Raw genomic sequence first — 24036 nt, forward strand, 5'->3', positions numbered from 1 at the left:
GGCGCGCACGCGAGGAGCGGAATGACAACCGAGGAATCGGCACCACTGCTTGAGGAGAAATCGGCCCCGGCGCGTCCAGGTGCGAACGAGATTCGTTGGGGCCGTTGGATCAGCGCCTCGGCGGTCGTCACGTTCGTCGCGCTGTTCGTCGTCGTTTCGCGCACCGCGCTCGACCCCCGGGTGGCAAATCCGAACACCGAGGGCAGACCCCGGCCGGTCGAGTACCTCTTCGGGGTCGACAACTGGATGTTGTGGGTCCAACTCGGAACCGCGCTGCTGCTGGTGCAGTTGATTGTCATCTTCGTCATCGGCTGGAGACGCAACCCGGGCAGTCCGATCATGCTCATGTTCCTCTGTACGACGTTGATCGTGTGGCAGGACCCGATCATGAACTGGGCGCCGTTCGCGGTCTACAACCCCGATCTGTTGCACTGGCCGGAATCGTGGCCCCTGATCATGATGTCGCCGACGGTCGAACCGTTCATCGTGTTCGGCTACGTGACGTTCTACTTCGGCCCCTACTTCGTCGCGGTATGGGTGCTGCGCAAACTCCAGGCGAAGCGGGATCCGGAGGCCTTCGTCTGGCGCCACCCGCTGATCAGCCTGGGGCTGCTGATCCTGGTGATCGGGTTCGTCTTCGACGCGGCCCTCGAGATCGGCTCGATACGCACGGGGATGTACATCTACTCGCAGGTGATCCCGTTCGGCTCGATCTTTGTCGGCACCCCGTTCCAGTTCCCACTGATCTGGGAGTCCTTCGCCGTCACCTTCGTCATGGTGCCGGCCGGCATTCTCGTGTACCGCGACGACACCGGAAAGTCGGTGGCGGAGAAGCTCGCCGCCAAGGCGAGGCTGTTTCCGAGCAAGCCCGTGCTCGGCACGTTCCTGGTGATGTTCGCGATCATCAACGTCGCGTACTTCGCCTACGGCGCCTGGTTCGCGGCGATCAAGGCCAGCGGTCTGGCCACCTCGGTTGCGTGTCCGTGGCCTTACCCAGAGGCCAAAGTGTATGACCCGCAGGGATATTACGAGAAGGAAGGCGCGGTGGGTCCGTACTCAGTCGGGAAGTGGGCCACATGGCAGAGCGGGGTGCCGAACGGACGGCCCGACGTCGAGGCCCCGCCAGCTGGCGACGGTCGTTGTGCACCTGAGAACGCGGATGGGTGACGAGAAACTTGAGTGAAGCGCGAAGTGTCGTCATCACGGGTGCGTCGCGGGGCCTGGGCTTCGCGTCGGCCAAGCATCTGTACGGCCAGGGCTGGCGAGTGGTCGCAGCGATGCGGTCACCCGAGCGGGGCCTTGCGCTGCTGCGTGAGGCGACAGGAGCCGCCGCCGACGACGACCGGCTGATCGCCGTGCCGCTCGATCTCGCTGACACGGGGTCTATCGATTCCGCCGCCAAGGCCATCGAAGCGGCCGTGGGTGCTCCGTACGCCGTGGTCCACAACGCGGGCATCTCGGCGGCCGCTGTGGTCGAGGAATCACCACTGGAACTGTGGGAGAGCATGTTTGCGACCCATGTGTTGGGTCCGGTGCGACTCACACAAGCGCTGCTGCCGGGAATGCGGGCGGCGGGTAGAGGTCGCATCGTCATGGTGTCCAGCGCGGGTGGGGTGCGGGGTATGCCCTCGATCGCGGCGTACTCGGCGTCCAAGGGTGCAGTCGAGCGGTGGGCCGAATCGTTGGCGGGGGAGATCGCCCCGTTCGGGCTCGGTGTCACCGTCCTGGTGACCGGCACCTTCGACACTGACATCATCACCGACGCGGGCACGACCGACCTGCGTGACTTCGACGGCCCGTACGCACCGCTGCACAACAGGATCGACAGGCGCGGACGGTTGGCCATGCGGATCGCGAAGTCGCCGGACAAGTTCGCGCGTGCGCTGCGCGCGGCACTCGAGGGCACGGCGCCCTACACCAGACATCCGGTCGGATCCGATGCCCGAATGCTGCTGCTGTCCAGCAGGTTCCTGTCCCAGGGTGGGATGTACCAGATGAGTCGGCTCGCCATGGGTCTGCCCAGGCAGGGTGCGATACGCGACGGCACTGCGTCGTTGACCCTCGGCCAGCGCGCGATGATCCGCGCTGCAACGACGCTGCCCGCACCGGTGATGCAAAGAATCGCGGTGGTGGTCATGAAGCTCGGTCCGAAACCCAAACCGAGTCGACCGACAGAACGGGGGAGCGGAACAGATGCCTGAGACTCCCACTCACGAGCGGCGGATGCTCATCGACGGCAAACTCGTCGACGGTGAGGCCGGCACGTTCGCGAACATCAATCCAGCCACCGAAGAGGTGCTCGGCGAGGTGTCCGACGGCTCGAGGGCCGATATGCACAGGGCCATCGATGCCGCGCGGCGGTCATTCGACGACACGGACTGGTCGACCAACCGCGGATTTCGCAAGCGCTGCCTCGAACAGCTGCACGACGCCATCGAGGGTGAGATCGAGGAGTTGCGAGAGGAACTCATCCGCGAGGTGGGCTGCCCGCGCGCGGTCACGCACGGACCACAACTGGATGCACCCCTTGCTGATGGCCTGAGATATCCGGCTCGGCTGATCGAGACCTTTCCGTGGGAGACCGATCTCGGGGACACCGTGGTGTCCGTCACAGGGGTCAACACCACGCGAAAGGTGTGGTACGAGCCGGTGGGTGTGGTCGGGGCCATCACACCGTGGAACTTCCCGTTCGAGGTCACGATCAACAAGCTCGGGCAAGCCCTGGCCACCGGCAACACCGTGGTCCTCAAACCCGCGCCCGACACCCCCTTCAACGCGACGCGACTCGGTCGGCTCATCACCGAGCAGACCGATATCCCCGCGGGCGTCGTCAATGTCGTGACCGCGTCGGACCATTTCGTGGGCGAGGAGCTGACAGTCTCGCCCAAGGTCGACATGATCTCCTTCACCGGCTCGACGGTGGTCGGCAAGCGGATCATGGAGAAAGGCGCCGCCACCATGAAGCGGCTCTTCCTGGAGTTAGGCGGCAAGTCGGCGACCATCGTGCTCGAGGACGCCGACTTCAACACGGCGTGCCTGATCGGCATCGGACCGTTGTTACACGCCGGGCAGGGCTGTGCGGCACCGACCCGAATGCTGTTGCCGCGCTCGCGCTACGACGAGGGTGTCGCACTTCTGCAGGCCATCTACGAGAACATCGCCGCAGGCGATCCACAGGATCCCGCCACCCTGTGCGGTCCGGTGATCTCAGCAAGGCAACAGTCGCGGATCCTCGGCTACATCCGCAAGGGGATCGATGAGGGGGCCACCATGCTGGTCGGAAGCGCCCAACCGCCCGAACGGTTCGACCGGGGATTCTGGGTCAGCCCAACACTGTTCACCGATGTCGACAACCAGATGACGATCGCGCAGGAGGAGATCTTCGGCCCTGTTCTGGCCGTCATCCCCTACGAGGACGAGGACGACGCGATTCGAATCGCCAACGACAGCGCGTACGGGCTGGCCGGCAACGTCATGTCGAGTTCGTTGGACCGATCGCTGGCCGTGGCCCGCCGTCTACGTGCGGGCTTCATCGGGCTCAATGGCACAGCTGGGTACGGCGCGGACACACCGTTCGGCGGCTACAAGGACAGCGGCGTCGGCCGCCAGAACGGACTCGCGGGCTTCAGCCAGTACACCGAGATCAAGTCCGTGGCGTACCCAGCCCAATAACGCTCAGCCGCAAGGAGTTCAATGATGGAACAGCTTTTCGACGATCTCGAGGACTTTGGGGCGTTCGACGCCGCCGTTTCGGGTGACGTGCGGGATCCGTACCCGGAGCTGGCCAGGCTTCGACGAGAGGAGCCCGTCCAGCGGATCGACATGTCCGCGATGCCCGGGGAGGCTGGCAAGCCCGTCTTCATCGTGTACCGCTACGAGGACGCCCAGCAGATGTTGCGCGACAACCTGACCTACTCCTCCTCGGGCGTCATCGCGGCGTTCGGCCCGGTGCTCGGGGAGCGGGTGATGCTCGGCATGGACGAGCCCGTGCACGGCAGGCTCCGTGGCCTCGTGTCGAAGGCGTTCTCGCAGAAGTCTCTAGCGCGTTGGCAGGACGAACTGGTTGGCCGTGTGGGCAATGAATTGATCGACGGGTTCGCGGCGAGCGGCCGGGCCGACCTCGTCAAGGAGTTCACCTTCGACTTCCCGAGCCGCATCATCGCAGGCCTGTTGGGATTGCCGGAGGAGGACTACCCGCAGTTCCAGCGCTGGTCCATATCGCTGCTGAGCTGGATCATGAACCCAGAGCGCGGCCTTGCGGCGGCGGCAGCCCTGTGTGAGTACTTCGCACCGATCCTCGAGGCACGCAGGGCTGATCCGAAGGACGATCTGATCAGTCTGCTGGCTGAGGCGGAGATCGACGGTGAGAAACTCACCGATGAGGAGATCTTCTCGTTTCTACGGCTGCTGCTGCCCGCAGGGGTGGAGACGACCTATAGGTCGCTGGGAAACCTGCTCTTCGGGTTGCTCTCGGACCCGTCGCAGCTCGATGCGATCCGCGCCGACCGCGCACTGCTACCGCAGGCAATCGAGGAGTCGGTGCGGTGGAATCCGCCCCTGCTGACCATCACCCGCACCACCACCTGCGACACCGAACTCGGTGGGGTGTCCATCCCCGAGGGGTGCTCGGTGCTTCCGATGCTTGGTTCGACGAATCGGCAGGAGGATCGATGGGACGATCCGGATGAGTTCAACATCTTTCGCACGGCGAAGGGGAATCTGGGTTGGGGACACGGTGTCCACGTGTGCCTGGGCATGCACCTCGCGCGTCTCGAGATGCGCACTGCCGTCAACCTTCTCCTGGACCGGCTACCGAACCTGCGGTTGGATCCCGACGGGGATGACCCACACATTCGAGGTCAGGTGTTCCGCTCGCCGACGTCACTGCCGGTGTTGTTCGACTCGGTGATGTCACGATGACTCAGCACGCCGGCAATGACGTCGAGACGGCCGACTCCGAGAAGCTCGACTTCGAGACCGTCGACTACTTCTTCGACCCCGCACTCGTACCCGATCCCTATCCGTACTACGACTATCTGCGCTCGGACTGTCCGGTCCGGCCGGCGAGCCCGCACGGCGTGGTCGCCATCACGGGGCACGCCGAGGCGCTCGCGGCCTACAAGGACGGCGCGTTCTCGTCCTGTGTGGCCGTGGCCGGCCCATTCCCGCCGCTGCCCTTCACTCCGGAGGGCGACGATATCGGGGCGCTCATCGAGGAGCACCGCGCCACCATCCCGATGGCCGAGCACGTCGTGACCATGGACTCCGATCTCCACGCCAGGACGCGTGGTCTGCTGAGCAGGCTCATCACGCCCAAGCGGCTCAGCGAGAACGAGGCGTTCATGTGGCGCTTGGCCGATGAGCAACTCGACACGTTCATCGCGAAGGGCTCGTGCGAGTTCATGGAGGAGTACGCCAAGCCGTTCGCGATGCTGGTCATCGCCGACCTGCTAGGGGTGCCGATTGCGGACCACGCCGAGTTCCGCGCGGTGCTCGGCAACGAGGTCATCGGCGAGGTCGGTGGCGGCGACACCGTCGCGCACAACCCACTGGTGTGGCTGGACGACAAGTTCAGGGAGTACATCACCGATCGGCGCGCAGAGCCGCGCCAGGACGTCCTGACCGAACTGTCCGCGGCCACTTACCCCGACGGCACGGTGCCCGAGGTGGAGGCGGTGGTCAAGCTGGCCACCTTCCTGTTCGCCGCGGGCATGGAGACCACGACGAAGCTTCTCAGCACCGGCATGCGGGTGATCGCCGAACGCCCCGACATCGCACAGTCGCTACGCGATGACCGGGCCTTGATCCCGGCGTTCCTCGAAGAGGCGTTGCGCATGGAGAGTCCGGTCAAGAGCCACTTCCGGCTGGCCCGCACGACGACGAGCGTGGGCGGTGTCGACATCCCGGCAGGCACGATCATCATGCTGCTGCCCGGCGCGAGCAACCGTGATCCACGCAAGTTCGACAACCCACACGAGTTCCATCACGACCGCCGCAACGTGCGCGAGCATGTTGCGTTCGGCCGCGGCGCGCACTCGTGTCCCGGTGCGCCACTGGCACGTTCGGAGGCCAGGATCTCAATGAACCGGGTGTTGGACCGGATGGCCAACATCAGGATCGCCGAGGCCTCGCACGGGCCCGCCGAGGACCGCCACTACGAATACGAACCGACGTTCATCATGCGTGGGCTCACCTCACTGCACGTGGAGTTCGACCCGGTGTGACGGGAGGCGCTTAGGTCAGGTCATCCGGAGGGACGCCAGCCGCGCATCGCCTCGTCCATCTGCTCGGATTTGAGCGCGTTGGTGCCGAGGCCGTCCTGGCCATCGCGGTGACGCATGCCCTCGAGCAGCAGCGCGACGTATCGGCGCCATAGTTCGGGCTCGACGTGGCCGGCCCATTCACTCACCGTTCCCGCCAACAAGCCGATGATCGGCATGTCGGATGGCTCGATGTCCGGCCGTAGGTGGCCGTCGTCCCGCGCCCGCTCGACGAGCTTGGTGATCGGGGGAGTAAGTCGATCGCGCGCGCACTCGCAGCGGTACCCGCCGTAGGCCGTGCTGTAGACCATCTCGCGCAGGCCACGGTCAGTGGCGGTCAGTTCGCAGAGCTGCTCGACGTACCAGACGAAGCCATCCCACGAATTCTTCTGTTGCAGAGCTGACTCTGCGAGCGCCACCATCTGCTCGATACCGTCTTCGAATATCGCATCGACGAGTTCCTCCTTGGTGGCGAATCGTCGGTAGACGGTGCCCACGCCGACCTTCGCATGCTGGGCGACGTCGTTGAGCGTGGCCTCCATGCCCCTTTCCGCGAACAGTTCGCGCGCGGCATCGAGCACGCGTTGCCGATTGCGTTCGGCGTCTTTGCGCAGCCCTCGACCCGGTTTGTCAATCACAACGCCCACTTTAGTGACGTGCGTAACGCGTGTCTATAACCGGATTGACTCTATCCACTTCCGCGCTTAGATTGCCTACCTAGATCTTCCGCGCCTGCTCGCGGTGTCGTTGTTAACTCCTCGAAAGGTCAACCGTGACCGCAGTCTTCGTGATGCTCAAACGCGTCTGGTTGCCCATTCTCATGGTGGCGGCCGTCACAATCGGCGTCTTCACGGTGGCCAACCTGCGGTCGGTGTTCGGCTCCGACGGGGCAGTGGTGACGCCGATCGGAACCGACACGGCGGAGAACTTCAACCCGAAGATCGTGACGTACGAGGTCTTTGGGACTGGGGCCACCGCCGTCATCAACTACACCGACCTCGACGGTTTGCCGCAGAAGACAGGCGAGGTAGCGCTGCCGTGGTCACTGACCCTGGAGACGACGATTCCGTCCGTCATGCCGAACCTGCTCGCTCAGAGCGACGGTCAATCAATCAGCTGCCGAGTCACAGTCGATGACGAGGTCAAGGACGAAAGGACGGCGCAGGGCGTGAATGCCGCGACGTACTGCTTGGTGAAGGCGGCATGAGCACGTTAATCGACGACACCCCAACGGATGCCATGCCGCCTGCTCGGCACGCGGCTCGCCCGTGGCTGCCGCGGTTCATCCGTGCCTTCGCCATCCCGATCGTCCTGGTGTGGATCGCCATCGTCGCGATCCTCAACACCACCGTCCCGCAGCTCGAGGTGGTCGGCAAGCTCCGCGCAGTGTCGATGAGCCCCAACGACGCACCGTCGTTGATCGCGGTCAAGCGCGTCGGCCAGGTGTTCCAGGAGTACGACACCAGCAGCTCGGTGATGATCGTGCTCGAGGGCGACGAAGCGCTTGGCGCGGACGCGCACGCGTTCTACGACGAGATGGTGCGCGAACTGCGTGCCGACACCACGCATGTGCAGCACGTCCAGGACTTCTGGGGTGACACGCTGACGGCGGCCGGTGCTCAGAGCATCGATGGCAAGGCCGCGTACGTCCAGGTGTACATCGCCGGTGACCAGGGCGAGGCCCTGGCCAACGAGTCGGTCGAGTCGGTTCGAGAAATCGCCGAGGGCGCCGAGCCCCCCGCTGGTGTGAAGGCCTACGTCGCAGGCCCGTCAGCGACCACGACGGATCAGAACGCCGTCGGCGATGCCAGCATGAAGACGATCGAGGCGCTGACATTCGGCGTCATCACCATCATGCTGCTGTTGATCTACCGTTCGGTCATCACGACGGTGATCACGCTGGGCATGGTCATGGTCGGCCTGTTGTCAGCCCGCGGGATCGTCGCCTTCCTGGGGTATCACGAAGTGTTCGGGCTCACCACCTTCGCGACGAATATGGTTGTGACGCTGGCGATCGCCGCGGCCACTGACTACGCGATCTTCCTGATCGGGCGCTACCACGAGGCGCGAAGAAAGGGGATGGACCGAGAGTCGGCCTACTACGACATGTTCCACGGCACGGCTCACGTCGTGCTGGCTTCGGGCATGACCATCGCCGGTGCGACGCTGTGCCTGCACTTCACGCGACTGCCGTACTTCCAGACCATGGGCATCCCGTTGGCGGCCGGCATGACTATCGTGGTCGCCGCGGCACTGACGATGGGACCCGCGGTCATCTCGATCGTCACCCGGTTCGGCAAGATCCTCGAACCCAAGCGCACCAAGGGTGCCCGCGGCTGGCGCCGCGTCGGTGCGGCCACCGTGCGGTGGCCCGGCGCCGTCCTGGTGATGGCAATCGTGTTGTGCCTCGTCGGCCTGCTTGCGCTGCCCGGCTACCACACCACCTACAACGACCGCATCTACCTCCCCGCCGACATCCCCGCGAACGTCGGTCAGGCGGCCGCCGACCGGCACTTCTCCGAGGCCAAGATGAACCCCGAGCTGGTGATGGTGGAGGCCGACCACGACCTCCGCAATCCCGCCGACTTCCTGGTGATCGACAAGATCGCCAAGGCTATGGCTCGGGTGAACGGTATCGCGCAGGTGACAACGATCACGCGGCCCGACGGCAAACCGATCAAACACGCCTCGCTGGCCTACTCGATGAGTCAGAGCAGCACTGGCCAACTGATGAACAACGACTACCAGCAGATCGTGCTTGAGAACTCACTCAAGCAGGCCAACGAGATGCAGGTGACCATCGACTCGATGACGAAGATGCAGGGCATCACGCTGGAGTTGGCCGACGTCACACGCCGGATGGCCGACAAGATGTCGGACACCTCGGTGACCATCAGCGAGGTGCGTAATCACCTCGCCGACTTCGACGACTTCCTCCGGCCGATACGCAACTACTTCTACTGGGAGCCGCACTGCTACGACATCCCGGTGTGCTGGTCGATGCGGTCGGTCTTCGACAGCCTCGATGGCATCAATCAGATGTCCGACGACTTCCAGGCCATAGTGCCCGATCTCGAGCGCATGGCCGAGCTGACACCGCAGATGGCGGCGCTGATGCCGGCGATGATCCAGACGATGAAGAACCAGAAGCAAATGATGCTCAACCAGTATCAGGCGCAGAAGGCTCAGCAGGATCAGAACATGGCGACGCAGGATGACGCGACCGCGATGGGTCAGGCGTTCGACGCAGCGCTTAACGACGACACGTTCTACCTTCCGCCGGAGGCCTTCGGTACGGCCGATTTCCAACGCGGTATGAAGCTCTTCATGTCGCCCGACGGTCATGCTGTGCGGTTCACGGTGAATCACCAGGGTGACCCGCTCAGCGAGGAGGGCACGTCGCACATCGAACCGCTGCGCACCGCCGCTGTGGACGCCATCAAGGGCACGCCGCTGGAAGGATCGACGGTCTTCGTCGGCGGCAGCGCCGCCATGAACAAGGACATGCAGCTCGGCGCAGACTACGACCTGCTGATCGCCGCAGTGGCCTCGCTGATCCTGATCTTCCTCATCATGGTGGTGCTGACGCGCGCCATCGGCGCCGCGGCGGTCATCGTGGGCACTGTGGTGCTGAGTCTTGGTACGTCCTTCGGCCTTTCGGTTCTGATCTGGCAACACCTCATCGGCATCCCGCTGCACTGGATGGTGCTGCCGATGACGGTGATCGTGCTGCTCGCCGTCGGCGCGGACTACAACCTGCTGCTGGTGTCCCGGATGAAGGAGGAGATCCACGCCGGGCTCAAAACCGGCATCATCCGAGCGATGGCAGGCACGGGCTCAGTGGTCACCTCGGCAGGTCTGGTCTTCGCCTTCACCATGATCTCCATGGCGGTCAGCGACATGATCGTCATCGGTCAGGTCGGTACGACGATCGGTCTGGGCCTGCTGTTCGACACGTTCGTCGTGCGGTCGCTCATGACACCATCCCTGGCGGCCCTGCTTGGTCGCTGGTTCTGGTGGCCACAGCGTGTACGTCAGCGTCCGGTTCCGCGACCCTGGCCGCGCCAGGACGTGGCCGCGGAGCCGACGGTCACGACGTCGTGATCGTCGGGTACGGCAGGTCGCTGCTGGCGTGCGGGTCGACCTTCACCGCACGCCCGATATAGGGGAAGGCCCGCTGCGGGCAGGCGGGTCGCTCGCAGATCTTGCAGCCCGCTCCGATCGGCACGGTGGTATCGGTGTCCGTGACGTCGATGCCCGCCGAGTAGATGAGCCGTTCGGCGTGCGCCAGATCGCATCCGAGACCGATGGCGAAGTTCTTGTGCGGCCCCAGGTATCGGCTGTGACTCGACGTGGTCGTCCTGGCGATCCAGAAGTAGGTGCGCCCATCGGGCATCTGCGCCACCTGGGTGATGAACTCGCCGGGCCGCGAGAACGCGTGATGGACCACCCAGAGGGGGCAGTTGCCGCCGACGCGCGAGAAGTGAAATGCCGTGGCGGACTGCCGCTTCGAGATGTTCCCCGCGCTGTCGGTCCGCACGAAGATGAACGGCACTCCGCGGGCGTCGGGCCGCTGCAGGGTCGACAGGCGGTGGCAGACGGTCTCGAATCCCACCTCGAAGCGGCGGGCGAGCTGGTCGATGTCATAGCGCAGGCTCTCGGCGGCCGACAGGAAGATCCGGTAGGGCAGCAGCAGCGCACCCGCGAAGTAATTCGCCAGGCCGACGCGGGCCACCTCACGCGCCTCAACACTGAGCTGGTCGTCGGTCGCGACCAACGCGGAGATCAGATCGGCATGGGTGAGCAGCGCATACTGGGTGGCCAACTGGAACGCGCGTTGGCCGGGATGCAGCCACCGTGCGATGCGGAGCGTGCGGGTGTCGGGCCGGAACAACCGTTTTGCGTTGGCGCCCAACGTCTCACCATCGTCGATCACCACGCTGATGCCGAGTTCGGTGTCGAGCAGATGGGCTAGCTGCGTGTCCAGGCCGCCGATCCGCATTGACTGCCGGGCGAACAGCTCCTCGGCGGCGAGGTCGAGTTCGGCGATGTGGTTCTTCCGGTCATAGAAGAAGTCACGAACCTCTTCGAACGGCATCGGCTGCTGGATTGGCGTGGGCGAGTCGGCACTCGCGCGCACCTGCATGGCCTCGAGTTCGGTGGTCGCGTCGAACAGCCTGCGGTGCAGGTTGATCAACGTCTGGCCGACGGCAGGCATGCGGCCTACCAGCTCCTCGATCTGTGCCGGCGTCGCGGGCCCGTCAGCCAGGATCTCGCGGAGGTCCGACACCAGGCGCGCATCGGACTCCGGGGTGAAGTAGTGGGTCGGTAGATCGAAGCGCTCCGACAGCGACAGCAGCACCGGCACCGTCACCGGCCGCTGGTCATTCTCGAGCTGGTTCACATAGCTCGTCGACAGGTTGAGCGCACGCGCAAGGGCGACCTGGGTCAGGCCGTGTTCCTCCCGCAGCCTGCGCAGGCGGGCTCCCACGAAGGTCTTCGCCACCGTCACAGCCTAACCGCACGGCCTTACGCAACGTTCGCAAAATGCTTCGCCAAAGGACGCAAAATTACGCACTTACAGGGCCTTTTGCAGGTGGAACGGGCTGCGTACCGTGCGGATCATGCACAGTCACGACGTTCGTACCCGACGCAGCGCCGAAGAGTTCCCGAGGTGTGAGCACCTGGCCGCCAAGATCGCGGAGGTCGCCGCCGACCCCGTCCCGGTCGACCCGGAGGTCGAGGAGATGGTGGTCAACCGGATCATCGACAACGCCGCGGTATCGGCGGCCTCGGTGATCCGCAGGCCGGTGACTGTGGCCCGCGCCCAGGCCCTGGCGCACAAGGCCCGCCGGGGTGCCTGCGTGTTCGGCGTCGAGGGCACCGTGTCCGCGGAATGGGCGGCGTGGGCCAACGGTGTGGCGGTCCGTGAACTCGACTTCCACGACACGTTCCTGGCAGCCGAGTACTCGCACCCCGGTGACAACATCCCGGCGCTCGTCGCAGTGGCACAGCAGCTCGGCGTGCGGGGCTCCGACCTGATCCGCGGCATCGCCACCGCCTACGAGGTGCAGATCGATCTGGTGCGGGGAATCTGCCTGCACCAGCACAAGATCGACCATGTCGCACACCTGGGACCGTCGGTGGCTGCGGGCCTGGGCACCATGTTGCGCCTCGACCAGGAGACGATCTACGCCGCCATCGGCCAGGCGCTGCACCTCACCACCGCGACACGTCAGTCTCGCAAGGGCCTCATCTCAAGTTGGAAGGCGTTTGCACCCGCATGGGCGGGAAAGGTCGCGATCGAGGCCGTCGACAGAGCCATGCGCGGCGAGGGCTCGCCCGCCCCGATCTGGGAGGGTGAGGACGGCGTCATCGCGTGGCTGCTGGCAGGTCCGGAGCACACCTACCAGGTGCCACTGCCGGGTCCCGGCGAGCCCAAGCGCGCGATCCTGGACAGCTACACCAAGGAGCACTCGGCCGAGTACCAGAGCCAGGCGCTGATCGACCTTGCCCGCCGGATGCGCGAGCGCGTCGGAGATCTCGACCAGATCGCGTCGATTGTGTTGCACACCAGCAACCACACCCATGTGGTGATCGGAACCGGCTCGGGCGATCCGCAGAAGTTCGACCCGGGTGCGTCGCGCGAAACGCTGGACCACTCCGTGATGTACATCTTCGCGGTGGCGCTGCAGGACGGCGAGTGGCATCACGAGAGGTCGTACGCACCCGAGCGGGCGCACCGACCTGACACCATCGACCTGTGGGGCAGGATCTCCACGGTCGAGGATCCCGAGTGGACCCGGCGCTATCACTCGAATGACCCCGCGGAGAAGGCCTTCGGTGCACAAGCCGTCATCACGCTGAAGAACGGTGACACCATCGTCGACGAACTCGCGGTCGCCGATGCCCACCCGTTGGGTGCCAGGCCCTTCGGACGTGAGCAGTACGTCGCCAAGTTCACCGAACTCGCCGCCGGTGTCGTTGAGGTCGACGAGCAGCAGCGATTCCTGACCGCGGTCGATGCGATATCGGGTTTGCGGCCCGGAGCGTTGAGTGCGCTGAACGTGCGGGTTGACCCACGGGTGCTGGGCAAGGCTCCGACTGTCCCCTCGGGGATCTTCCGGTGAGCGGCCTGCTCGGGTCCGTCACGTCAGCCGCGGACAAGCGGGCGGGCTTTCGCGCCGCACTGGAATCCGGTGGCCTGCTACGCCTTCCCGGAGCATTCTCGCCGCTGGTGGCCAAGATGGTCGCCGAACTCGAGTTCGACGGGGTCTACGTGTCCGGGGCGGTGCTGTCCGCGGATCTCGGGCTACCCGACATCGGGTTGACGACGCTGACCGAGGTGTCAGCTCGCGGCGGCCAGATCGCTGCCGCGACCGAACTGCCGACCCTGATCGACGCCGATACCGGTTTCGGTCAGCCGATGAGTGCGGCCCGCACCGTCACGCTTCTCGAGGACGCGGGCCTGGCAGGGTGCCATCTCGAGGATCAGGTGAACCCGAAACGGTGTGGCCACCTTGACGGCAAGGCCGTGGTGGAGACCCCGGAGATGGTGAAGCGGCTTCGGGCAGCGGTGTCCGCGCGGCGCGATCCGAACTTCATTGTGTGCGCGCGCACCGATGCCGCGGGGACAGAGGGGATCGACGCGGCCATAGACCGGGCTAAGGCCTATGCCGACGCCGGCGCCGATCTCATCTTCACCGAGGCCCTGGCATCACCGGCCGACTTCGAGCGGTTCCGTGCGGCCGTCGACACACCGCTGCTGGCCAACATGACCGAGTTCGGCAAGTCCGAGCTCCTGACCTCCGCGCAGTTGAGCGACATCGGCTACAACGTCGTCATCTACCCGGTCACCACATTGCGGCTGGCGATGTACGCGGTCGAGGCGGGACTGCGTGAGATCGCCACTGTGGGAACACAGTCCGGCCTGCTCGACCGTATGCAGCAGCGCAGTCGGCTCTACGAGCTGCTGCGCTATGCCGACTACAACACATTCGACTCCGACGTGTACAACTTCAACGTTCAGCAGGTGGCACGATGATCTACAAGGGATTGGCAGGCGTGGTGGTGGACACCACCGCGATATCGAAGGTGGTGCCGGAGACCAACACGCTGACCTACCGCGGCTACCCCGTGCAGGATCTCGCCGCCCGGTGCAGCTTCGAGGAGGTCGCCTATCTGCTCTGGTACGGCGAACTGCCGAACGACCAGGAACTCGCATTGTTCTGCCAACGGGAGAGGGCGACACGTCGTCTCGACAACTCAATGCTGTCGCTGCTGGCGAAGCTGCCCGACAACTGCCATCCGATGGACGTGGTGCGAACGGCGATCAGCTACCTCGGTGCCGAGGACCCGGCGGAGGACGACAGCAGCCGAGGTGCCAATCAGGCGAAGTCCCTGCGGATGTTCGCCGTGCTGCCAACCATCGTGGCCGCTGACATGCGGCGTCGACGTGGTCTGAACCCGATCGCCCCGCACAGCCATCTGGGATACGTACAGAACTTCCTGCACATGTGTTTCGGGGAGGTCCCCGAGCCTGTGATCGTCAAGGCCGTCGAGCAGTCGATGGTGCTGTACGCGGAACACAGTTTCAATGCGTCGACGTTCGCCGCACGCGTCGTGACCTCGACGCAGTCCGACATCTACAGCGCAGTGACCGCGGCAATCGGCGCGCTCAAGGGATCGCTTCACGGCGGGGCCAACGAGGCGGTCATGCACGACATGCTCGAGATCGGCAGCGCCGAGCGAGCCCCGGAGTGGTTGGCCGACAAGCTGTCCCGCAAGCAGAAGGTTATGGGCTTCGGCCACCGGGTGTATCGCAACGGTGACTCACGGGTGCCGACAATGAGGGCGGCGTTGGAGCGCGTCGCCGCTGTCCGTGACGGGCGCCGCTGGTTGGACATCTACGAGGTCCTGGAGCGTGACATGGCGGCGGCGACCGGAATCAAGCCCAACCTCGACTTCCCGACCGGGCCGGCCTACTACCTGATGGGCTTCGACATCCCCATGTTCACACCGATGTTCGTGATGAGCCGCATCACCGGCTGGACCGCCCACATCATGGAGCAGTCCGCATCGAATGCCCTGATTCGCCCACTGAGCGAGTACTCGGGCCAGCCGCAACGCGCACTGGTCTGAGCCTGTGATCACCAAGCTGCTGGTGGCCAACCGCGGAGAGATCGCGATCCGGGCGTTCCGCGCCGCCTTCGAACTCGGCATCGCGACGGTCGCCGTCTACCCGTACGAGGACCGCAATTCGCTGCACAGATCCAAGGCCGACGAGTCCTACCAGATCGGTGCCGTCGGGCATCCGGTGCGCGCATACCTGTCGGTCGACGAGATCGTCGAGACGGCGCAACGGTGTGGCGCTGACGCCGTCTACCCCGGCTACGGCTTCCTGTCGGAGAACCCGGAGTTGGCGGCGGCGTGCGCGAAGGCGGGGCTGGTGTTCGTCGGACCGCCCGCGGATCTCCTTGAGCTGACGGGCCACAAGGGACGCGCCATCGCAGCTGCGCGTGCGGCGGGCCTGCCAGTGCTGGTCTCCACGGAACCGTCGGCGTCGGTGCCGGACCTGGTGGCCGCATCGTCGGCAATGACGTTTCCGGTGTTCGTCAAGGCGGTCGCCGGTGGTGGCGGACGTGGGATGCGCCGCGTGGCGGAGCCATCTGCTCTGCCGGAGGCGATCGAGGCGGCGTCGCGAGAGGCAGAGGCGGCCTTCGGGGACCCGACGGTGTTTCTGGAACAGGCCGTCATCAACCCGCGTCACATCGAGGTACAGATCCTCGCCGATCGACACGGCGACGTAATCCACCTGTTCGAGCGCGACTGCAGTGTCCAGCGTCGCCACCAGAAGGTTATTGAGGTCGCGCCAGCGCCGAACCTGCCGGAGGAGCTGCGACAGAGAATCTGCGGTGACGCTGTCGCGTTCGCCCGCCATATCGGTTACTCGGGGGCGGGCACGGTGGAGTTCCTGCTCGATGAGCGTGGACAGCACGTGTTCATCGAGTGCAATCCGCGAATCCAGGTCGAGCACACCGTGACCGAGGAGATCACTGACGTCGACCTGGTGTCGGCGCAGCTGAGGATCGCATCCGGGGACTCGTTGACCGACCTCGGCCTGAATCAGGCGTCGGTGCAGGTCCGTGGCGCGGCGCTGCAGTGCCGGATCACCACGGAGGATCCGACGAACGGGTTCCGGCCCGACACCGGTCGCATCGTTGCCTACCGCACGCCGGGCGGTGCCGGGATCCGACTGGACGGCGGCACCAATGTGGGGGCCGAGATTTCCGCGCACTTCGACTCGATGCTGGTCAAACTGACCTGTCGGGGACGGGATTTCGCCACCGCGGTGGCGCGGTCGAGGCGTGCGGTGGCTGAGTTCCGCATCCGCGGGGTGTCGACGAACATCTCGTTCCTGCACGCGGTGCTTGAGGATCCCGGCTTCGCAGCGGGACGGCTGACGACGTCGTTCATCGACGAGCGCCCCCAGCTGTTGACGGCACGCGCATCGGCAGACCGGGGTACCCGAATCCTCAACTACCTGGCCGACGTCACGGTGAACAGGCCCCACGGGCCGCGGCCGTCGACGGTGTATCCGCATGACAAGTTGCCCTCGTTGGACTTGACGATCCCACCGCCAGCCGGAAGCCGGCAGCAACTCGACGATCTCGGTCCCGAGGGTTTCGCCCGGTGGCTGCGGGAGTCACCGGCGCTCGGGGTCAGCGACACGACGTTTCGTGACGCCCATCAGTCGCTATTGGCCACCCGGGTGCGCACGACGGGGTTGTTGGCGGTTGCGCCGTACGTCGCGCGGATGACGCCGCAGTTGCTGTCCATCGAGTGCTGGGGTGGCGCGACCTACGATGTGGCACTGCGATTCTTGAAGGAGGATCCGTGGGAGCGGCTGGCCGCGCTGCGCGAGGCGATGCCCAACATCTGTCTGCAGATGCTGTTGCGTGGTCGCAACACCGTGGGTTACACGCCGTACCCGGATCTGGTGACCGACGCATTCGTGGCAGAGGCGACCGCAACGGGTGTCGACATCTTCAGGATCTTCGATGCGCTCAACAACGTCGAGTCGATGCGCCCGGCGATCAACGCGGTGCGTGAGACCGGTTCTGCGGTGGCCGAGGTCGCGATGTCCTACACCGGTGATCTGTCCGATCCCGGGGAGAGGCTCTACACCCTGGACTACTACCTGAAGCTCGCCGAGCAGATCGTCGATGCTGGGGCACACGTGCTGGCCATCAAGGACATGGCCGGCTTGTTGCGCCCGCAGGCGGCGACGACGCTGGTGAGCGCGTTGCGGTCACGATTCGACCTGCCGGTGCACGTGCACACCCATGACACTCCCGGTGGTCAGCTGGCCACATATCTGGCGGCGTGGCAGGCCGGAGCCTCGGCGGTCGACGGTGCGGCCGCACCGTTGGCGGGCACCACCAGCCAGCCCGCTCTGTCGGCGATCGTGGCCGCGACCGCGAACACGTGCTTCGACACGGGACTGTCGCTGTCGGCGGTGTGTGATCTGGAGCCGTACTGGGAGGCGCTGCGAAAGGTGTACGCGCCGTTCGAGTCCGGGCTACCGGCACCGACCGGACGGGTCTATCGCCACGAGATTCCGGGAGGTCAGCTGTCGAATCTGCGGACCCAGGCCATCGCGCTCGGGCTGGGGGACCGGTTCGAGGACGTCGAGACCAGCTATGCGGCATCGGATCGGGTACTCGGCCGGTTGGTGAAGGTCACGCCGTCGAGCAAGGTTGTCGGTGACCTGGCGCTGGCGCTGGTCGGCGCGGGCGTGGACGCCGACGAGTTCGCCGCCGATCCGGCGCGGTATGACATCCCGGAGTCGGTTATCGGCTTCCTGCGCGGTGAACTCGGTGACCCGCCGGGCGGCTGGCCGGAACCGCTGCGGACCAAGGCGTTGACCGGTCGCTCGCAGGCCAAGCCAACCGAGACGCTGAGCGCCGCCGACACGATGCTGTTGACCGAGCCCGGCCGGGCGCGGAGGGCCGCGCTGAACAGGCTGCTGTTCCCCGGTCCGGCAAGGGAATTCGAGGAGCACCGCGAGCTGTACGGCGACACCTCACGGCTGAGTGCCAACCAGTTCTTCTACGGGCTGCGCCAGCGCGAGGAGCACCGCGTCCAACTCGAACGCGGAGTCGAGTTGATCATCGGCCTGGAGGCGATCTCCGACGCCGACGAACGTGGCATGCGGACCGTCATGTTCGTCCTCAACGGCCAGCTGCGCCCGGTGGCAGTGCGTGACCGCGGCGCCGCCGCCGCCGTGCCGACGGCGGAGAAGGCCGATAAGACCGACCCCGATCATGTCGCCGCCCCGTTCGCCGGGGTCGTCACCCTGGCCGTGGGAGTCGGTGCGACCGTCACGGCCGGGCAGTCCATTGCCACGATCGAGGCGATGAAGATGGAGGCCGCGATCACCGCGCCCAGGGCGGGCACCGTCAACCGCGTGGCGGTGTCACGGACTGCGCAGGTCGAGGCGGGTGACCTCCTCGTGGTGCTCACCTGAGCCGGCCACCCTTGACCGCCGCGCGCGATTGCTGCTAGACATGCGACATCCAACGATGTTGAGCGATCGCTCAACATCGTCTGAGGTGAAACAGGGGATTGCCATGACAGCCGCGAACGACATGACAACCACGAACGGCACCGAGGTCTACTACGACCCCTATGACGTCGGCATCGTCAAGGACCCATATCCCGTCTACGCGCGACTGCGCGAGGAAGCGCCGCTCTACTACAACGAGCGCTACGACTTCTGGGCGATATCGCGGCACGCCGACGTCGAGGGCGCGCTTGCCAACTGGGAGACCTTCTCCAACGACCGAAGCGACATCCTCGAGCTGATCAAGTCGGACTTCCCGATGCCCAAGGGCGTCATGATGTTCGAGGACCCGCCCATCCACTCAATGCTGCGGGGCCTGATGTCGCGAGTCTTCACGCCACGCCGGATGGCAGCCATCGAGGGGCAGATCCGCGATTACTGCGTCAGCTGCCTGGACCCGCACGTCGGCACCGAAGGCTTCGACGTCATCGCCGAACTGGCATCGATGATGCCGATGCGCGTCATCGGAATGCTGCTGGGGATACCGGAATCCGAGCAGATCGCGGTGCGCGACGCCAACGACGCGAACCTGCGGACCAAGCCTGGGGCGCCGATGAGGGTGTCCAATCCCGACGCCATCGCCGACGGTCGGATCTACTCCGAGTACGTCGAGTGGCGATCACACAATCCGTCCGACGACCTCATGACCGAACTGCTCAACGTCGAGTTCGAAGACGAGAACGGCGAGACCCGCAAGCTCACCCGGAAGGAGGTGCTGCACTACACGCAGGTGGTCGCCGGAGCCGGAAACGAGACCACTGGCCGGCTGATCGGCTGGCTCGCGCGAGTCCTCGCCGACCATCCCGATCAACGTCGCCAGATCAACGAGGACCGCGCACTGGTGAACCGGGCCATCGACGAGACACTGCGCTTCGAGCCGACCGGCCCACATATCGGCCGCTACATGGCCAAGGACATCGAGTGCTATGGCCAGACCATTCCAGCAGGCAGCGCGATGCTGCTGTTGTTCGGTGCAGCCAACCGTGATCCGCGGCGCTACACCGACCCCGACACCTTCGACGTGCACCGCGACAACATCTCCCACCTCACGTTCGGCAAGGGTGTCCACTACTGCCTCGGCGCGAACCTGGCTCGGCTGGAGGGGCGCGTCGCGCTCGAGGAGATGCTGAACCGTTGGCCCGACTGGGATGTCGACAGAGAGACCGCCGAACTGGCGCCCACCTCGACCGTGCGCGGCTGGGAGAAATTACGCATCGTGCTGCCCTAAGCGGTCGGCGCCGTCCAACTAATCACCGGCATGTCTCTTCCTGTCAAGAGTGTGTCCTGACATGTCAAGACGGGTGGGGGTCCGGTGGTGCACAGTAAAGTTCCGGTCGGTGTGACGCGGCGATGTGGCCTACCCGACCTGGGTGGGCCATAGCGGCAGTGTGCCTTAGGAAGGGGCAGTGTTGTCTGAGGATCTGGGTGCGCAGGTGGTAGCTCCGGTATTGCCGAACGGAGGTGTGCTGCCTTTCGCGCCGGTGCCCTCGGCCAGTATCGCGGGCCGCACGCTGCAGGAGTCGACATACACCCCGCGCAAGGTGCCGCGCCGCCTGCATGAGGACACCCCCAACATCGTCATCGTGCTCATCGATGATGCCGGTCCGGGGTTGCCCTCCACGTTCGGTGGCGAAGTCAACACCGCGACCTTGGATCGAATCTGCGGTGAAGGGGTGTCCTACAACAGGTTTCACACCACCGCGATGTGCTCACCGACCCGTGCCTCGTTGTTGACCGGGCGTAACCATCATGAGATCGGCAACGGCCAGATCGCCGAGTTGGCCAACGACTGGGACGGGTACGCCGGCAAGATCCCGCGCTCCAGTGCCACGGTTGCCGAGGTGCTCAAACAGTACGGCTACGCGACCTCGGCGTTCGGGAAGTGGCACAACACCCCTGCCGAGGAGACCACCGCGGCGGGACCTTTCGAGAATTGGCCCACTGGACTGGGTTTCGAGTACTTCTACGGATTCCTCGCTGGTGAGGCCTCGCAGTACGAGCCGCATCTAGTGCGTAACACCACTGTGGTCTCGCCGCCGAAGACGCCTGAGGAGGGCTATCACCTGTCGGAGGATCTGGCCGATGACGCGATCGGTTGGCTGCGCCGGCACAAGGCGTTCAACGCAGACAGACCGTTCTTCATGTACTGGGCCAGTGGCTGCCTGCACGGTCCGCACCACATCATGAAGGAATGGGCCGATAAGTATGAGGGAAAGTTCGACGACGGCTGGGATGCGTACCGGCAGAGGGTTTTCGATCGAGCCAAGGAGAAGGGCTGGATACCTCCGGACTGCCTGCTCACCGAGCGTGACGGGACCCTGCCCGCGTGGGAGGACATTCCCGACGACGAGAAACCGTTTCAGCGCCGCCTGATGGAGGTGGCCGCCGGTTACGCCGAACACGTCGATGTTCAGGTGGGCCGTCTCACCGACGAGCTCGAGGCGCTCGGCTACGGTGAGAACACGCTGTTCTTCTACATCTGGGGTGACAACGGGTCCTCGGGTGAGGGCCAGAACGGCACCATCGCCGAACTGTTGGCGCAGAACGGTATTCCCACCACGGTACGTCAGCACATCGATGCCCTTGACGAGTTGGGCGGCCTGGATGTGTTGGGGTCCTCGCTGGTGGACAACCAGTACCACGCGGGTTGGGCGTGGGCCGGCTCCACCCCGTACAAGGGCATGAAATTGCTGGCGTCGCACTTGGGCGGCACCCGTAATCCGATGGCGGTGCGCTGGCCGGCCAAGATCAGCCCCGACCCGGCCCCGCGCCCGGTGTTCCTGCACTGCAACGACGTCGTACCGACCATCTACGAGGTCGTGGGTATCGCGCCGCCGCGGGAGGTTAACGGGGAACCGCAGATGCCGATCGCCGGTGTCAGTTTCGCCCGCACCCTGACCGACCGGACAGCGCCCGGGGGCAAGAACACTCAGTACTTCGAGGTCATGGGCAGTCGCGCCATCTATCACGACGGTTGGCTAGCGTCTGCGCGTGGCCCCCGGCTGCCCTGGGTGCCTGGACTGCCCGAAGGCATCGCCACCTGGACCCCCGATCACGACCAGTGGGAGCTGTATCACCTCGACGAGGACTGGTCGCAAGCCTGCGATCTCGCAGACGAGCTTCCCGACAAGCTCACCCAGATGCGGGAGATGTTCGCGATCGAAGCGGCCCGTAACGGCGTGCTGCCCATCGGCGGCGGCCTGTGGGTACCGCTGTACCACCCCGAGCTGCGGATCGCCCCGCCCTACCGAGAATGGGATTTCGCCGGCGATATGGTGCGGATGCCCGAATTCTGTGCCCCCGCCCTGGGCAACAAGAACAATGTCGTCACCATCACAGCCGACATCCCCGCGAACGCCAACGGCGTGCTCTACGCGCTGGGGGCCGCGGCCGGCGGACTCACGTGCTACCTCGACGAGGGCTATCTCTGCTACGAGTACAACCTGTTCATCCTGTCGCGCACCAAGTTTCGCTCCAAGTCCAAGATCGACGCCGGACGAGCGACCATCACGGTAGCGACCCGCTATGCCGAGCAGCGCCCCGGTGGCCCCCTAGACGTGACGCTGGCAGTCAACGAGGACACGGTCGCGGCCGGGCAGGTGCCGGTCAGCGTGTCGTTGTTGTTCACCGCCAATGACTGCCTCGACATCGGCACCTGCCTGGGCTCACCGGTGTCGCTGGACTACCGCGAACGCGCGCCATTTCCGTTCGAGGGCCGTATCCACGGCGTTCATATCGCCTACACCTAGAACTAGGACCGCACACTGCCCGCTGCTCGGCTAGGCAGCGCCAGTCCGAGGTGGTCGCGCAACGTCGCGCCCTCGTAGTCGGTGCGGAAGACGCCGCGCTCCTGGAGGAGCGGGACCACCTGATCGACGAAGGGGTCGAGCCCGCTGGGGGTGACGTGAGGGACCAGGATGAACCCATCGCTGGCGTCGTTCTGGACAAGGTGGTTGATCGATTCGGCGACGGTGTCAGCGGAGCCGATGAAGTTCTGCCTGCCAGTGACCTCGATGATCAGTTCCCGTGTCGTCAGATTGTGGGCCTGCGCCCTGGCGCGCCATTCATTGGCTGTCTCGATCGGGTCGCGGTGCATCCGTACGCTGGCCCGGCCGCGCGCGATGGTGTTCTCGCCGACGATCGGATCAACCGACGGCAGTGGACCGTCCGGATCGTGATCGGACAGATCGCGGTTCCAGAGTTGTTCGAGGAATCGGATCGCCGTCTGTGGCGACACCTGTGCCAGGCGCACCTCCTGGGCCAGGTCCGCTGCCTCGGCGTCAGTGTCACCGAGCACGAACGTCGCGGCGGGCAGGATCAGCAGGTCCTCGGACCGACGGCCGTACGCGGGCAGGCGGCCCTTCACGTCGGCATAGAAGGCCTGGCCCTCCTCGAGCGTCCCGTACCGGGAGAAGATCGCATCCGCGGCGGCAGCCGCGAACTGGCGCCCGCGGTCGGAGTCACCGGCCTGGAATATGACCGGTCTGCCCTGCGGACTGCGCGGCACGTTGAACCGGCCGCTGATGTCGAAGTGCGCGTCGGCGTACGAGAACGCGCCGGCGGCAGGGTCGGCCAGGAACGTCCCACTGTCCTTGTCGGCGACGATCTCATCGCCGCGCCAGGAGTCGAACAGCGTATGGGTCGCGTCCAGGAAACTCTCGGCGCGTTCGTAGCGCTGATCCTCGGCTAGGAAGCCGCCGCGCCGAAAGTTCTCGCCCGTGAACGCATCCCACGATGTGACGACATTCCATGCGGCACGGCCGTCGGAGAGGTGATCCAGCGACGCGAACTGCCGCGCCACCTCGTAGGGCTCGTTGAACGTCGAGTTGATGGTGCCCGTCAGGCCCAGGCGATCCGTCACGGCGGCCAGTGCCGCGAGCACGGTGAAGGTGTCCGGGCGGCCGACGACGTCGAGGTCGTAGATCTCGCCGTTCTGCTCTCGCAGCCGCAACCCCTCGGCGAGGAACATGAAGTCGAACTTGCCGCGCTCGGCGGCCTGGGCGAACTGGACGAACGAGTCGAACTCGATGTGGCTGCCGGACGCGGGATCGCTCCACACCGTGGTGTTGTTCACCCCGGGAAAGTGGGCGGCGAGGTGAATCTGCTTGATGGGCTTGTTCGTGCTTGGTCTACTCATCAGCGTTCCTGATC

At 65.3% G+C, this 24036-nt stretch carries 16 protein-coding genes; 13 read left to right on the forward strand and 3 right to left on the reverse strand.

All coding sequences use genetic code 11. From position 1 onward, the window contains the following. The first annotated feature begins 21 nt into the window (after positions 1 to 21). From ACZY0X_RS24230 to ACZY0X_RS24250, 5 genes are read left to right on the forward strand one after another with little or no spacing between them, the layout of a single operon-like run. On the forward strand, positions 22 to 1167 hold the full coding sequence (locus tag ACZY0X_RS24230) for a spirocyclase AveC family protein (RefSeq protein ID WP_463774021.1): 1146 nt from the start codon (positions 22 to 24) through the stop codon (positions 1165 to 1167). 8 nt (positions 1168 to 1175) lie between these two features. Further along, entirely contained in the window at positions 1176 to 2201 is a 1026-nt protein-coding gene (locus tag ACZY0X_RS24235) for an SDR family oxidoreductase (protein WP_463774022.1), read from the forward strand. Further along, complete coding sequence (locus ACZY0X_RS24240) at positions 2194 to 3672, forward strand: aldehyde dehydrogenase family protein (RefSeq protein WP_463774024.1); 1479 nt, start codon at positions 2194 to 2196, stop codon at positions 3670 to 3672. The genes ACZY0X_RS24235 and ACZY0X_RS24240 overlap by 8 nt, the downstream gene beginning before the upstream one ends. A gap of 24 nt (positions 3673 to 3696) precedes the next feature. Continuing rightward, positions 3697 to 4920, forward strand: a complete 1224-nt coding sequence (locus ACZY0X_RS24245; protein WP_463774025.1) for a cytochrome P450 — start codon at positions 3697 to 3699, stop codon at positions 4918 to 4920. Then, positions 4917 to 6224 carry a cytochrome P450 gene (locus ACZY0X_RS24250; RefSeq protein WP_463774026.1) on the forward strand — a complete coding sequence of 436 codons (1308 nt, stop codon included), beginning with the start codon at positions 4917 to 4919 and terminating at the stop codon, positions 6222 to 6224. Before ACZY0X_RS24245 ends, ACZY0X_RS24250 begins: the two co-directional genes overlap by 4 nt. A gap of 20 nt (positions 6225 to 6244) precedes the next feature. Here ACZY0X_RS24250 and ACZY0X_RS24255 read toward each other — a convergent pair whose 3' ends face one another. Then, entirely contained in the window at positions 6245 to 6898 is a 654-nt protein-coding gene (locus tag ACZY0X_RS24255) for a TetR/AcrR family transcriptional regulator (RefSeq protein ID WP_463774028.1), read from the reverse strand. 152 nt (positions 6899 to 7050) lie between these two features. Here ACZY0X_RS24255 and ACZY0X_RS24260 point away from each other — a divergent pair, with 152 nt between their 5' ends. Together ACZY0X_RS24260 and ACZY0X_RS24265 are read left to right on the forward strand one after the other, a co-directional pair. Beyond that, positions 7051 to 7467, forward strand: a complete 417-nt coding sequence (locus ACZY0X_RS24260; protein ID WP_463774122.1) for an MmpS family transport accessory protein — start codon at positions 7051 to 7053, stop codon at positions 7465 to 7467. Beyond that, the gene (locus ACZY0X_RS24265) at positions 7464 to 10364 is read left to right on the forward strand and encodes an MMPL/RND family transporter (protein ID WP_463774029.1); all 2901 of its coding nucleotides are present in this window, start codon (positions 7464 to 7466) and stop codon (positions 10362 to 10364) included. Before ACZY0X_RS24260 ends, ACZY0X_RS24265 begins: the two co-directional genes overlap by 4 nt. Here the strand turns inward: ACZY0X_RS24265 and ACZY0X_RS24270 are convergent. Continuing rightward, entirely contained in the window at positions 10351 to 11766 is a 1416-nt protein-coding gene (locus ACZY0X_RS24270; RefSeq protein WP_463774030.1) for a short-chain fatty acyl-CoA regulator family protein, read from the reverse strand. The genes ACZY0X_RS24265 and ACZY0X_RS24270 overlap by 14 nt on opposite strands. A 118-nt stretch (positions 11767 to 11884) precedes the next feature. Here ACZY0X_RS24270 and prpD point away from each other — a divergent pair, with 118 nt between their 5' ends. From prpD to ACZY0X_RS24300, 6 genes are all read left to right on the forward strand, one after another. Further along, complete coding sequence (gene prpD, locus ACZY0X_RS24275; protein ID WP_463774032.1) at positions 11885 to 13390, forward strand: 2-methylcitrate dehydratase PrpD; 1506 nt, start codon at positions 11885 to 11887, stop codon at positions 13388 to 13390. Continuing rightward, on the forward strand, positions 13387 to 14304 hold the full coding sequence (prpB, locus tag ACZY0X_RS24280) for a methylisocitrate lyase (RefSeq protein ID WP_463774033.1): 918 nt from the start codon (positions 13387 to 13389) through the stop codon (positions 14302 to 14304). Before prpD ends, prpB begins: the two co-directional genes overlap by 4 nt. Continuing rightward, a complete protein-coding gene (locus ACZY0X_RS24285; RefSeq protein WP_463774034.1) occupies positions 14301 to 15401 on the forward strand; it encodes a bifunctional 2-methylcitrate synthase/citrate synthase in 1101 nt (366 codons plus the stop codon). Before prpB ends, ACZY0X_RS24285 begins: the two co-directional genes overlap by 4 nt. A gap of 4 nt (positions 15402 to 15405) precedes the next feature. Then, a complete protein-coding gene (locus ACZY0X_RS24290) occupies positions 15406 to 18789 on the forward strand; it encodes a pyruvate carboxylase (RefSeq protein WP_463774036.1) in 3384 nt (1127 codons plus the stop codon). Positions 18790 to 18910: 121 nt separating this feature from the next. Further along, on the forward strand, positions 18911 to 20113 hold the full coding sequence (locus tag ACZY0X_RS24295) for a cytochrome P450 (protein WP_463774123.1): 1203 nt from the start codon (positions 18911 to 18913) through the stop codon (positions 20111 to 20113). A 178-nt stretch (positions 20114 to 20291) separates the two neighbouring features. Then, complete coding sequence (locus ACZY0X_RS24300; RefSeq protein WP_463774037.1) at positions 20292 to 22634, forward strand: arylsulfatase; 2343 nt, start codon at positions 20292 to 20294, stop codon at positions 22632 to 22634. A gap of 2 nt (positions 22635 to 22636) precedes the next feature. Here ACZY0X_RS24300 and ACZY0X_RS24305 read toward each other — a convergent pair whose 3' ends face one another. Then, on the reverse strand, positions 22637 to 24022 hold the full coding sequence (locus tag ACZY0X_RS24305; protein ID WP_463774039.1) for an NtaA/DmoA family FMN-dependent monooxygenase: 1386 nt from the start codon (positions 24020 to 24022) through the stop codon (positions 22637 to 22639). Positions 24023 to 24036 lie beyond the last annotated feature (14 nt).

Source organism: Mycobacterium sp. IDUB_39 (assembly GCF_055419205.1).